9 protein-coding genes are annotated in these 12,069 nt (G+C 67.7%); 4 read left to right on the top strand and 5 right to left on the bottom strand.

The genetic code is table 11. From position 1 onward, the window contains the following. Positions 1 to 20 precede the first annotated feature (20 nt). The 3 genes from J7E89_RS36525 to J7E89_RS36515 all read right to left on the bottom strand — a co-directional run bounded on the left by J7E89_RS36525 (position 21) and on the right by J7E89_RS36515 (position 4,240). Positions 21 to 2,030 carry a PA14 domain-containing protein gene (locus J7E89_RS36525; RefSeq protein ID WP_214980315.1) on the bottom strand — a complete coding sequence of 670 codons (2,010 nt, stop codon included), beginning with the start codon at positions 2,028 to 2,030 and terminating at the stop codon, positions 21 to 23. Between the two features lie 92 nt (positions 2,031 to 2,122). Then, positions 2,123 to 3,133 (bottom strand): LuxR C-terminal-related transcriptional regulator, encoded by a 1,011-nt coding sequence (locus J7E89_RS36520; protein ID WP_214980313.1) that lies wholly within the window; start codon positions 3,131 to 3,133, stop codon positions 2,123 to 2,125. Positions 3,134 to 3,229: 96 nt separating this feature from the next. Next, positions 3,230 to 4,240, bottom strand: coding sequence for a helix-turn-helix transcriptional regulator (locus tag J7E89_RS36515; protein WP_374196974.1), 1,011 nt, complete (start codon positions 4,238 to 4,240; stop codon positions 3,230 to 3,232). A gap of 303 nt (positions 4,241 to 4,543) precedes the next feature. Here J7E89_RS36515 and J7E89_RS36510 point away from each other — a divergent pair, with 303 nt between their 5' ends. Then, positions 4,544 to 4,864 (top strand): (2Fe-2S)-binding protein, encoded by a 321-nt coding sequence (locus J7E89_RS36510; protein ID WP_214909602.1) that lies wholly within the window; start codon positions 4,544 to 4,546, stop codon positions 4,862 to 4,864. Positions 4,865 to 4,964: 100 nt separating this feature from the next. On the opposite strand, the gene J7E89_RS36505 is transcribed toward J7E89_RS36510, so the two are convergent. Then, positions 4,965 to 5,387 carry a pyridoxamine 5'-phosphate oxidase family protein gene (locus tag J7E89_RS36505; RefSeq protein WP_214980308.1) on the bottom strand — a complete coding sequence of 141 codons (423 nt, stop codon included), beginning with the start codon at positions 5,385 to 5,387 and terminating at the stop codon, positions 4,965 to 4,967. A gap of 124 nt (positions 5,388 to 5,511) precedes the next feature. Between J7E89_RS36505 and clpB the strand changes: the two genes are divergently transcribed. Next, positions 5,512 to 8,094 carry an ATP-dependent chaperone ClpB gene (gene clpB / locus J7E89_RS36500; RefSeq protein WP_214980306.1) on the top strand — a complete coding sequence of 861 codons (2,583 nt, stop codon included), beginning with the start codon at positions 5,512 to 5,514 and terminating at the stop codon, positions 8,092 to 8,094. A 107-nt stretch (positions 8,095 to 8,201) separates the two neighbouring features. Then, a complete protein-coding gene (locus J7E89_RS36495) occupies positions 8,202 to 8,738 on the top strand; it encodes a YbjN domain-containing protein (RefSeq protein WP_214980304.1) in 537 nt (178 codons plus the stop codon). A 10-nt stretch (positions 8,739 to 8,748) separates the two neighbouring features. Here the strand turns inward: J7E89_RS36495 and J7E89_RS36490 are convergent, their stop codons facing one another. Further along, positions 8,749 to 9,945, bottom strand: a complete 1,197-nt coding sequence (locus J7E89_RS36490) for a hypothetical protein (RefSeq protein WP_374196973.1) — start codon at positions 9,943 to 9,945, stop codon at positions 8,749 to 8,751. Positions 9,946 to 10,288: 343 nt separating this feature from the next. Between J7E89_RS36490 and J7E89_RS36485 the strand changes: the two genes are divergently transcribed. Next, positions 10,289 to 11,950 (top strand): recombinase family protein, encoded by a 1,662-nt coding sequence (locus J7E89_RS36485; protein WP_308315718.1) that lies wholly within the window; start codon positions 10,289 to 10,291, stop codon positions 11,948 to 11,950. Positions 11,951 to 12,069 lie beyond the last annotated feature (119 nt).

Here is a 12,069-nt window from a genome sequence, read left to right as displayed (position 1 = left end):
CACTGGGAGAAAACGACCTCTCACCGCGTGGTGTCCGCCCATGGGGTCGCGGAGACTTCCGCCGAGAGTGGGGCTTCGCCGCCCGCCGCGTCTACCGCCGCTACGGCGTAGTAGTACGTCGTCCCGTTGGCCACTTCCGTGTCCCTGAACTCGTTGTCCGTGGTCACCGGCAGCGCGGTCGCGTTCTCCTTCGTGACGCCCGGCTCCGTCGCGCGGTACACGCGGTAGCCGGTGATCGCCGGCGCGCCCTCATCGGCCTCCACGTGGTCCCAGACGAACCACACCATCCCGTCGTGGCCCGACACGTCGTAGATCCGGGTCGCGGCAGGCGGCTGGTGCGCCTGGTAGACGGGCTTGAAGGAGCCGGAGGCGGGGGAGGCCACGCCGTACTGGGTTACCGCCACCACCGCGTAGAAGTGGTCGCGCTCGTCCACCGGGATGTCGTCCACCGTGAGGGTGGGGGTCTGGGTGACTCGGTAGGGTTCCGCGCCGGTCTCCGTCGGGACCGGGCTCGTCGCGCTCTTGTAGACGCGGTACTCCGTCACCGGGACGTACGGGCCCGCCGTCCAGTTGAGGTTCAGGCGTCCGCCGGTGAGAGTGCCGGTCAGTTCCTGCGGCGCGGTCGGTACGGACTCGGGGCCGACCGCCCGCTTGCCGAACACCCACTCCGACTTCGCCGACTCGTTGCCCGCCGCGTCGACGGCCGCGACGCGGTAGCGGAAGCGCTGGCCCGCCTGGCCGGTCGTGTCCTGGAGCGTGAGTCCCTCGGTCGTGCCGACCTTTGTCTCCACGTCCAGGTCCTCCGGCGCGCGGTAGACGTTGTACGCCTTCGTGTCGGCGGCCGCCCCGCTCTGCCACGCCAGCGTTACGCCCTTGTCGTCCTCGACGGTGATCGCGAGCGCGGTGGGCGGCAAGGGCGGGGTGGTGTCGGGGGCCGCGATGGCGATGTGGGTGGCGTACGGGGATGCGTTTCCGGCCGCGTCCACGGCCTTGACCGTGTACTTGTACGACGTCACCGCCGGGTCGAGGGTCGCGTCCGTGTACGCGGGAGTCCCCACCGCCTCCACCGTCGCGATCTTCGTGTAGTCGCGGGAGTCCCCGGCCGCGCGGTACACCTCGTACTTCGCCGCGTCCGCGACCGCCTGCCAGGTGAGCGAGTTGGTGCCACCGGCCTCCGGCCGGCCCGCCAGGCCCGTGGGGGCGGCCGGCGGTGTCGCGTCGACCGTGGTGACGGGCATGTCGATGCTGCCGGGGCCCTCGCGGCCCGCCTTGTCGACGGCTCGGACCTCGTAGTACCAGACCTCGCCCGTCGCGGGCGGTACGCCGATGTACGTCGTGCCGGTGATGTAGGTCGCGCCCGTGACGTTGATGTATGTGCTCGTGCCCTTGAGGCGGCGGAAGACTCGGTAGCCGGCCAGGTCCATCTCGGCGTTCCGCGACCAGGTGACGGTTGCCCTGCGCGTGGTCGTGTCGTACGTCGTGCTCGTGCCCGTGGGGGCCAGTGGTGCGATCGTGTCTACGTCCGGGGTAGTGCGGGGCGCGTAGGTGAAGTTGACGCTCGCCGAACCGGTGAAGGCGGCGTAGTCGACGCGCAGGGTGTGGGTGCCCCTGGGGATCGTGACGTTGACCGTCTTCTTCTGGACGGTCGTCACGTCCTGCCACAAGTCGATCTGGCGCACCCCGTCGACGTACACCCTGATGCCGTCCAGCGCCTCGGCGGTGAGGGCGAAGGGGCCGCCCGAGCCGAAGTCCCGGGTCAGTGACCAGCGGACGCCGAAGTTGTCGTTGGGGAGGGTGACGCCTGCCGGGTCGCCGGTGCCGTAGTTCTCGCTGATGGCGGCGTCGCAGACGGTCGCGGCGGGCGTTCCGCTGAAGGTCGTGTTCGCGAAGAACTGTGCCTGCCATTGCGGGGAGGCGCAGGCCGCGGCGGAGGCCGGGGTGGCGGCCAGTGCGTACACCGTTCCGGTGGAAATGAGCAGTGCGGTGGCCGCGGCGGCGGCGCGGAAGGTGGTTCTGGTGTCGACGTACACGGCTGGGCAGCTCTTTCTGTTGAGGAAGAGGAGTCACAGACGTGGGGGGAAATGAAGAGAAGGATGACTGTACAGGTGAGGATGGTGTGAAACTACCGGTTGTTCAGGTCGAGTTGAGGCAGGGGCGGGCAAGGAGTTTCGACTATTCCGGACTGGACCAGGAGCGCTCCCAGGTGGGTTCGGCCCGAGGCGTTGAGTGCCTGCATGAGCTTGGCGATGTGGGCTCGGCACGTTCGTACGCTGATGCCCATCTTGCGGGCCACCACCTCGTCCACGTTCCCCTCGACCAGGAGGCGGGCGATGCTCCGCTGCACGGCGGTTACGGGAGTGTCCGGGCACACCAGGGGCAGGTGTTCCGCGATGGGGGTGGCCTGGGCCCACAGCACTTCGTAGACCTGGACGAGATAGGTGACGAGGGCGGGGTGCCGGATTTCGAGGGCTACGTCGCGCCGGCGGGTGGCGGGAAGGAACGCGACCGTACGGTCGATGGTGATCAGCCGCTCGATCGTCTGCTCCACGGTGCGCACCTGGAGTTGTCCGGGGGCGAACTGGCTCAGGTAGTCCCTGAGGTGCGGGCTGTAACGCGCCGAGTGCTGGTAGATGTGCCGCAGGGCCGCCCCACGTGCGATGGCGGGCATGGCATGGGCCAGTCCTTGGCGCAGTGCGTCGGGCGGGCGGGTGCTGCCGGGCTGGACCGTCAGGACCTCCTCCTTGGCGACGGCCATGGCGTCGTTGAGGGCGGAGTGGATCAGCGGCATTCCTTCGAGCACGGTGATGGCGAGGTTCGGGTCCTCACTGGCGACGGCCGTCAGGGGCGCCAGCGAGTCGGCCAGCGCGACGGTGAGCCGTAAACGCTCGTGGATCTCCCGCGTGATGGGCTGCAGCAGGTGCGCCAGGGCGGCGGACGGTGGCACGGGGTGGAGCCATGCGGCGTCCCGGAGGTCGGGCTGGAGCAGCGCCATGTCGATGAGGCAGGGGGCGGGCGCGAGATCGGCGCGCGCGATCCGTCCCTTGCGGAGTGCCTCGGTGTAGAGCCGGATCGCGGGGGCGCACAGCTCCCGGTCACTGTGTGGGTGCACCGGCTTTTCCTGATATTCGTCCATCTGGACTCCCCCCGCTTTTTGCAGTGCAACAAGATGACGGTGGCGAAATCGTAGTCACCCAGGGACTGTCGAAGACCAGACAGGAGGAGTGGTCATTCAGTGGTTGTCGTCCAGGATGCCGGACTGGGCGATGAGGTAGCCCAGTTGTGCCCGGCTGCCGCTGCCGAGTGTGGCGTTCAGTTTGGCGATGTGCGCGCGGCAGGTTCGCACGTTCATGCCGAGGCGGCGGGCGATGGAGTCGTCGACATGGCCTTCGACGAGGAGTTGGGCGATGGACCGCTGAACACCACTGATGCCTTTGGGGGGTGGGTCGTACTGGAGCTCTTCGAGCAGCGGGGCAGCGCGGGACCACAGCTGCTCGAAGACGTTGACCAAGTAGTCGACCAGTCCGGGGTGGCGCAGTTCCAGGGCGACCTGGTCGTCGTTGCGGGCCGGGATGAATGCGACCGTCCGGTCGAAGACGATCAGGCGCTCGATGAGTTCTTCGAGCGTACGGATCTCCACCTTGCCGTCGGCCAGGCGTTCCGCGTAGGCGAGCGTGCCCTGGCTGTGGCGGACGGTGTGCTGGTAGAGGGTGCGCATGCTGACACCTCGGTCGACCACCGACAGGCCGCGTTCCAGGCCTTCGCGCAGACGGTCCTCGCCCCGGTCGCCGCCGGGCTGGACGGTGAGGACTTCGGTGCGGCACTCGGCGGTGGCGAGGTCGAGCGCGGCGTTGATCCGGTGGACCCCCTCCAGCACCGTGATGGCGTGGGTGGTCGGCGGGTCCTGGGCGCTGATATCCATGAACGGCTCGAAAGAGTCGGCCAGTTCGACGGAGTGCCGTCGGCGCTCCTGGATCTCCCGCTCTATGGGGTGGAGCCGCTGCGCGAGTGCGGCGGACGGCGGAACTGGGCGAAGCCAGTCGGCGTCGTCGGGGTCGGGGTGCAGGAGCGCGAAGTCCATCAGGCAGGGCGCCGGCTCAACTTCGCTGCGAGCTATGCGTCCAGAGCGCAGCGCGCTGGCGTAAAGACGCCTCCCGTCGTCGCACAGTTCGGTTATCCCATGAGGATGTGCCGGTTTTGTGTTGTTTGTGGCCATATCTCCACCCCCCAGGTTCCTGAACATGCAGGAACATGATGCATCGACCCGGTGGTGTTCGCGTGCCCAGGTGAGACATCGTCTTAGAGACGGGGGAGATGAATCCACAAGTGAGGACGAAGCCGACCATGTATAAGCGAATGCTTCGCTCGGTGCTTGCCACCGCTTTCGTCGCGGTCTTGGGCTACGGCGTACTGAGCAGTGATGAAATCAGCTGGAGTTCCGAGGCGGCGACCACGTCGCCAGGTGAGATCAGCTGGAACATTGAGGCCGCGGCAGGGCCCGGTGAGATCAGCTGGGGGCCCGCGCCGACCGCAGCGGGCGCATGACATGACGGTCCCACCGGACGACCGCACCTTCAGACGTGAAATGGCCACGGCCTACCGCTCGGGCTGGCACTTCATCGACCTGGTCACGGCCATTCCCCACCGTGGCGACTCGCTGATGGTCACCCTTTTCGGCGAGCCGATCCTGGTCGCGCGTGAAGAGGATGAGGACGTCCGTGCCTACCGGTGCCTTCGCAAGCCCCGGGGCGCCCCGCAGCCCGTTCGCTGTGCCGTGCGGTACGGCATGGTGTTCGTCAATCTCGACCAGCGTGACCACCAGCTGATCGAACCAGAAACCAGCACCGCCACCCCCCGCAGCGCCTGAAGCGATTCCCCCGTCGTTAACAATCGCCCAGGCGCTCCCCCACACAGCGGCGTCATCGTGGACCTGAACACGATGGCGCCGCTGTGCTGTGCTGCCCCGGTCAGGTCGCGCTCGGGGCGCGGCCCATCGCGCGGTCCAGGGTGATCTCGATCAGTACGCGGTCCGGGTTCGACGCCGGCGTGCGCTCGTACCGCTCGGCGTAGCGGCGTACCGCCTCCGCGATCAGTTCCGGTTCCGTACGGACGACCGCGCGCCCTTCCAGCGTCGCCCAGTGGCCGCCCTTCACCTGGCAGACGGCGACCCGCGCGCCCGCCGGCCCCGCGGCCAGCACGTTGGCCACCTTTGTGCTGCTCTTGTTGGTGATGACGCGAGCGATCCCCGCCTCGGGGTCGTACGTCACGCCGACCGGCACGACGTGCGGCGAGCCGTCCGGGCGCAGGGTTGTCAGGGTGCACAGGTGGTACTCGCGCCAGAAGGCGAGGTACTCGGGACTGGGATTGCGTACGTCGAGGTCATTGGCCATGGGCCAAGAGTAGTCGGCTGTCTTTCTCTGCCTTGAGTGGAATAGACTCAACTTTGCGTATGCTTGATATGTCATAGCTGGTAGCCGGCAAGGTGACACCGCCCGCCGAGGAGGAGAGAGCGCAGTGGACGCAGAGCTGACCAACAAGAGCCGGGACGCGATCCAGGCGGCGAGCAGCCGCGCCGTCCAGGACGGGCACGCGGACCTCACCCCCGCGCATCTGCTGCTGGCCCTGCTCGCGGGTGAGGACAACGCGAACATCATCGACCTGCTGGCCGCCGTCGACGCGGACCAGGCGGCCGTACGGGCGGGGACCGAGCGCCTGCTCGCCGCGCTGCCCAGCGTTACCGGTGCCACCGTCGCCCCGCCCCAGCCCAACCGCGAAATGCTCGCGGTCATCGCCGAGGCCGGGCAGCAGGCCAAGGAGCTGGGGGACGACTACCTGTCCACCGAGCACCTGCTCATCGGCATCGCGGCCAAGGGCGGCAAGGCCGGGGACATACTGTCCCAGGAGGGCGCGAGCGCCAAGAAGCTGCTGGAGACGTTCGAGAAGATCAGGGGAGGGCGCCGGGTGACCACCCCCGACCCGGAGGGCCAGTACAAGGCCCTGGAGAAGTTCGGCACCGACTTCACGGCGGCCGCGCGCGAAGGCAAGCTCGACCCGGTCATCGGGCGGGACCAGGAGATCCGGCGCGTCGTGCAGGTCCTGTCGCGGCGTACGAAGAACAACCCCGTGCTCATCGGTGAGCCGGGCGTGGGCAAGACCGCCGTCGTCGAGGGGCTGGCCCAGCGCATCGTCAAGGGCGACGTACCCGAGTCGCTCAAGAACAAGCGGCTGGTCGCACTGGACCTGGGCGCGATGGTCGCCGGGGCCAAGTACCGCGGCGAGTTCGAGGAGCGGCTGAAGAGCGTCCTCTCCGAGATCAAGGAGAGCGACGGCCAGATCATCACCTTCATCGACGAGCTGCACACCGTCGTCGGCACCGGCGCCGGCGGTGACTCCGCCATGGACGCGGGCAACATGCTCAAGCCCATGCTGGCCCGCGGCGAGCTGCGCATGGTCGGCGCGACCACGCTCGACGAGTACCGGGAGCGGATCGAGAAGGACCCCGCGCTGGAGCGCCGCTTCCAGCAGGTGCTGGTCGCCGAGCCGACCGTAGAGGACACCATCGCGATCCTCCGCGGCCTCAAGGGGCGCTACGAGGCCCACCACAAGGTGCAGATCGCGGACTCCGCGCTGGTGGCGGCCGCGGCGCTCTCCGACCGGTACATCACCTCCCGGTTCCTCCCCGACAAGGCCATCGACCTCGTCGACGAGGCCGCCTCGCGCCTGCGCATGGAGATCGACTCCTCGCCGCTGGAGATCGACGAGCTCCAGCGCGCCGTCGACCGGCTGAAGATGGAGGAGCTCGCGCTCAAGAACGAGTCCGACCCGGCGAGCAAGCAGCGCCTGGAGAAGCTCCGGCGCGACCTCGCCGACAAGGAGGAGGAGCTGCGCGGCCTCAACGCCCGCTGGGAGAAGGAGAAGCAGGGCCTCAACCGTGTGGGTGAGCTGAAGGAGAAGCTGGACGACCTGCGCGGCCAGGCCGAACGCGCGCAGCGCGACGGCGACTTCGACACCGCTTCCAAGCTGCTGTACGGCGAGATCCCCGGCCTGGAGCGCGAGCTGGAGGAGGCCGCGGCCGCCGAGGCGGAGGTCCGTACCGACACCATGGTCAAGGAGGAGGTCGGACCCGACGACATCGCCGATGTGGTGGGGGCCTGGACCGGCATTCCCGCCGGACGGCTCCTTGAGGGTGAGACGCAGAAGCTGCTGCGCATGGAGGACGAGCTCGGCAAGCGGCTGATCGGCCAGCACGAGGCCGTCCAGGCGGTCTCGGACGCGGTACGCCGCACCCGCGCCGGCATCGCCGACCCGGACCGTCCGACCGGCTCGTTCCTCTTCCTCGGCCCCACCGGTGTCGGCAAGACCGAGCTCGCCAAGGCGCTCGCGGACTTCCTGTTCGACGACGAGCGGGCCATGGTCCGCATCGACATGAGCGAGTACGGCGAGAAGCACAGCGTCGCGCGGCTGGTGGGTGCTCCTCCCGGTTACGTCGGCTACGAGGAGGGCGGCCAGCTCACGGAGGCGGTGCGCCGGCGCCCGTACAGCGTCGTACTCCTCGACGAGGTCGAGAAGGCGCACCCGGAGGTCTTCGACATCCTGTTGCAGGTCCTCGACGACGGACGGCTGACCGACGGGCAGGGGCGGACGGTCGACTTCCGCAACGCCATCCTCGTGCTGACGTCGAACCTCGGAAGCCAGTACCTCGTCGAGCCGCTGACCAGCGACGAAGAGAAGAAGCAGCAGGTCATGGAGATCGTACGGGCCACCTTCAAGCCGGAGTTCCTCAACCGGCTCGACGACCTGGTGGTCTTCTCCGCCCTGTCCGCGGACGAGCTGGCGCACATCGCCGAGCTCCAGATCGGCCGCCTCGCCAAGCGCCTCGCCGACCGCCGTCTCACCCTCGACGTCACCCCGGCCGCCCTGGCCTGGCTGGCGGAAGAGGGCAACGACCCTGCCTACGGGGCCCGGCCGCTGCGCCGTCTCATCCAGACGGCGATCGGTGACCGGCTCGCGAAGGAGATCCTCGCGGGCGAGATCACCGACGGCGACACGGTCCGGGTGGACCGGGTCGGGGACGGTCTGACGGTGGGCGCGGCGTAGCAGCGGTTTCAGCCCAGGGCGAAGGACCCTCGCCCGCTTTCGCGACTAGGGTCGATGTCAGGCAGCCACGCGAAGACCCCACACGCGAGACCCCAGGAGTATTGAACATGTCTATCGACCCGTCCTCGATCCCGAACTTCGGGGGCCAGCCCGAACCGCAGCCCGAAGGGCCCGCAGGCCCGGTCGTACCGGACCAGGACCTCGTCAAGCAGCTGCTGGAACAGATGGAGCTGAAGTACGTCGTCGACGACGAGGGCGACCTCGCCGCGCCGTGGGAGGAATTCCGTACGTACTTCATGTTCCGTGGCGAGGACGACCAGCAGGTCTTCTCGGTACGGACCTTCTACGACCGGCCGCACCAGATCGAGGAGAAGATCCAGCTCCTCGAGCTGATCGACGACTGGAACCGCCGCACGCTGTGGCCCAAGGTCTACAGCCACACCCACGACGACGGCGCCGTCCGTCTCATCGGTGAGGCCCAGATGCTGATCGGCACCGGCGTCAGCCTTGAGCACTTCGTGTCGTCGACGGTCGGCTGGGTGCGCGCCTCGATCGAATTCGACAAGTGGCTCGTCGAGCAGCTGGGCCTCGAGAAGGACGTCGATTCCGCCGACGGCGACGGCGACGGCGACGGCGAGGCCTGAGCACCGCGCTTCACAGCGGGACCGGGGCGATCGTCACCAGATACGTCCCGTAGCTCAGCGAGAGCCCGGCCAGGGCGGCGGTCACCACGATCGCGGCCCTCGGCCGGGCTTTCGTCATGGCGTGCGCGAGGGGGAGGAGCAGGGGGAAGGCGGGGAGCAGGAAACGCGCCTTGGACTCGAAGAAGCCGGAGCCGCCGACTGTGATGAGGACGAGTACGGTCGTGTAGACGAGCAGCGGCAGCGGCGGCCGGACGCGGTCGTCCAGGAGCAGCAGGGCGAAGAGCACGAGCGCCGCCGCGACGATCACCAGCACCATCGGGAACGGCAGGACCTCGGGTGTGAGGAGCAGGCGCTTCGCGAAGCGCAGGGCCCCGGCGCCGAAGTCGAAGCGCGAACCCCACCCGTCCTGCACGGCGAAGTACCCGCCCAGCAGATCGCCTTCCCTTGCCCCCACCCACAGCACGAAACCGGCCCAGCCGAGCGGCGCGACGGCGGCCCCCGCCCAGATCCGCCAGGGCACGCGGGCACGGTGTTTCCGGTGGGTCCACAGTGCGTACGCCGCTGCCGCGCCCACCGCCGCGGCGACCGCGATCCCGTTGGGCCTGGCCAGTCCGGCGAGCGTGGCCAGCGTGCCGGCCCAGAGCCACCGGTCGCGGATCACGGCGTACAGCGACCAGGCGGCGAAGGCGGTGAGCACCGGCTCCGTATACGCCATGGTCAGGACGACGGAGTGCGGCAGCAGGCCCCAGAGGACGACGAGCGCGCCGGCGGTACGGCGGCCGTGGAGGTGGTCGGCGATCAGGTAGATGCCGTAGGCGGCTGCCGCGGCCGCGGTCCAGGCGATCAGCAGCCCGGCCGCTCCGCCGGAGAGGGGGACGACGGTCGTGACCGCCTCGATGAGGGCGGGGTAGAGCGGGAAGAAGGCCAGGTCGCTCTGGGTCGCGCCGTCGGGGAAGGTGAGGGTGCGGTGTCCGTAGCCGTGGGCGGCGATGCCCGTGTACCACCGGGAGTCCCAGGTGTCGCCGAGGCGGGCGAGGGGGTTCTTGCCGACGTACCAGGAGCAGAGGGCGACTGTGAGTACGCCCGTGAGGCGGGCGATAGCGAAGAGCCCGAGTGCGGGCAGGGCTCGGCGCAGGGTGCGTAGCGCTTCGGGCGCGGGCAGGCGGGTGGGCCGTACGGCGGCCCTCTCCGCGGTGTCGACGGACACGGTCTACCTCCGGGCGCGCGCGAGTCGTTGACCCCGACGATGAGCGCCCCGCCGCCGCCGCGCGACCGCTGCTCGCCCGACCGGGCTAGCACGCGTCGCCGACCGCTGCGCGGGGCCATTTCCCCACCCCGCCCCAGGCCCCCGGACGCCCTTCGGGTGTGCGGGGTCTGGGGCGGAGCCCCAGTTCTAGCAGCCGGCCAGGCCCTTCAGCCGGGTCACCGCCTCCTGGAGCACCTCAGTCCGCTTGCAGAACGCGAAGGCGTAAGCACCAACAGGCAACGCACTCCCCAGATGCCTGTTGAGGGGGCTGTACGCCCCGTAGGCGGGACGGGGAGGGCTCACCGTGCTCACAGCAGTACCCGACACGTTCACCGACTCTGGGGCCCCTACGGGCCGGACGGCAGTGCCGTACAGGGTCCTCAACCCTGCCGGCGACCTAGACATCTACGCTCGCAAGAGCGTGAGCCGGAAGTCCCGACAGGATCGGGAGCTGAGCGTAAACCAACAGATCAGCGACGGTATCCGTTGGGCCAAAAGCAATGGATACACCCCCCGTTATGTATGGGTGGACAACGGAATTAGCGGCAGTAAGGATATTCGGCGTCCGGGATATGACGCGGGAATCCGTTCCCTGGATTCTGGGGAAATCACCTGCCTTTGGTGCTACAAGCTTGACAGGTTCAGCCGTAAAGGCGCGCTCGCTGTCCTCACGATCATGGATGCGCTTGAGGGAAAGCGAATCTTCTTCGGTGCGGACAATCTTGATACGAGCAACCGCAATGACCGACGCATGATCATGTGGCGTGCCGAAGACGCAAAAGAGTTCTCAGACCAACTCTCCGATCGGGTATCGGACGCGTGGCGGCACTCGAAGGAAGAAGGGATCTGGCTTGCCAAGCTAGTTCCCTACGGGCTGAAGAAGAACAAAAAGCGTAAGCTCAAGCCCGATGACAGCCCGGCATTTCCGGGAAACGTGGAAGGTCCCACGAAGGCGGATGTAATCCGGCGTATCTATCAGGAAGCCGACGATGGGGCGACTGGTCCGAAAATCGTTGACCGTCTGAATGCGGAAGGGATTCCGGCTCCCGGGCGTGCCGCGCGGTGGACTCCGGTTCACGTTTACCGCATCTTGCAAAACCCGGCATTCATCGGGTTCCAACCCGCGTCGAAGTGGTACAACCGCATTGACCCGTGTTACCGAAACGACGAAGGACGCCGTGTCCGAATCGGAAAGCCGCTGGTCAGTGAAGCACAACAGATGCGGGCCCGTGAAAAGCGTATGGCGCGTACGAAGGTGTTCGGACCGAACATGCGAACCCAGGGAGACCGCTCCGCCGCTAAGTATGAACTCACGGGGATTCTGCATTGCGCGGGATGTGGAAGGCTGATGACTAAGTCTGGCCGCTCTTACCAGTGCCCCCACAGGATTCGTGCTGGGGAGCCGTGCATTGCACCGGCTTCGGTTGTGGCGACCTACGCTGAAGATTTCGTTTTTCAAGCCTTCCGCAATCGGCTTGCCGCAAGCGATCCCGGAGACGCGCTCATTCAGGCAGTGGCGTCCCGTTGGTTGTCCGCTGAAAGGCCGGACGCGGTGTCCACGAAGAAGGATGCCGAAACGCGCCTAGCTAATGCGAAGGCGGAACTACAGGATCTGTTGGACGCGAAGTACAAGCGGAAAGAGTTCGAAGGCCCGTCGGCAGAGTTCTTCCCGAAGCTGAAGAAGGAAGCAGAGAAGGCGGTGAAGCAATGTCAGAAGGCGTATGACTCCGTGCCGGAGGGTTCGGCGGATATCGGCTTCCTTCTGGACGCAGAACTTGTCCGTGAGGCATGGGAGAGCGCAACGCTGGAAAAGAAGCGGATGTTGCTCCGCCTTGCGCTTGACGGGGTGTGCGTACGTAAGGCATTCGCCACCGGCCGTACGGCGGTAACTCCCGAACGCTTCCACTACGCGTGGACCGGAATCCCGCGCGAGATCAAGCCAGAAGCTGTGTCGCTGGCTGCCTGAGCGCCTACAGCCCCGTTCCCGGCCAGTCCCGGGGGCGGGGTTTCTTTGGTGCGTAATTGACGTGTACGCGTCATGTGCGGGGGGCAGCGCTGGGGCGGAGCGCGGATTGCCTGTCCCGG

Source organism: Streptomyces sp. ISL-100 (assembly GCF_018614615.1).
In the GTDB taxonomy this organism is placed as follows: Bacteria; Actinomycetota; Actinomycetes; order Streptomycetales; family Streptomycetaceae; genus Streptomyces.
Note: the sequence above shows the minus strand (reverse complement) of the source record. Positions and strands in the feature narration are given on the sequence as shown.

Bases quoted from the DNA above. Each gene is read 5' to 3' on its own strand.
- J7E89_RS36505 (WP_214980308.1), bottom strand. From the start codon at position 5,387: ATGGCCAATGACCTCGACGTACGCAATCCCAGTCCCGAGTACCTCGCC.
- J7E89_RS36515 (WP_374196974.1), bottom strand. From the start codon at position 4,240: ATGTTCAGGAACCTGGGGGGTGGAGATATGGCCACAAACAACACAAAA.
- J7E89_RS36510 (WP_214909602.1), top strand. From the start codon at position 4,544: ATGACGGTCCCACCGGACGACCGCACCTTCAGACGTGAAATGGCCACG.
- J7E89_RS36520 (WP_214980313.1), bottom strand. From the start codon at position 3,133: ATGGACGAATATCAGGAAAAGCCGGTGCACCCACACAGTGACCGGGAG.
- J7E89_RS36495 (WP_214980304.1), top strand. From the start codon at position 8,202: ATGTCTATCGACCCGTCCTCGATCCCGAACTTCGGGGGCCAGCCCGAA.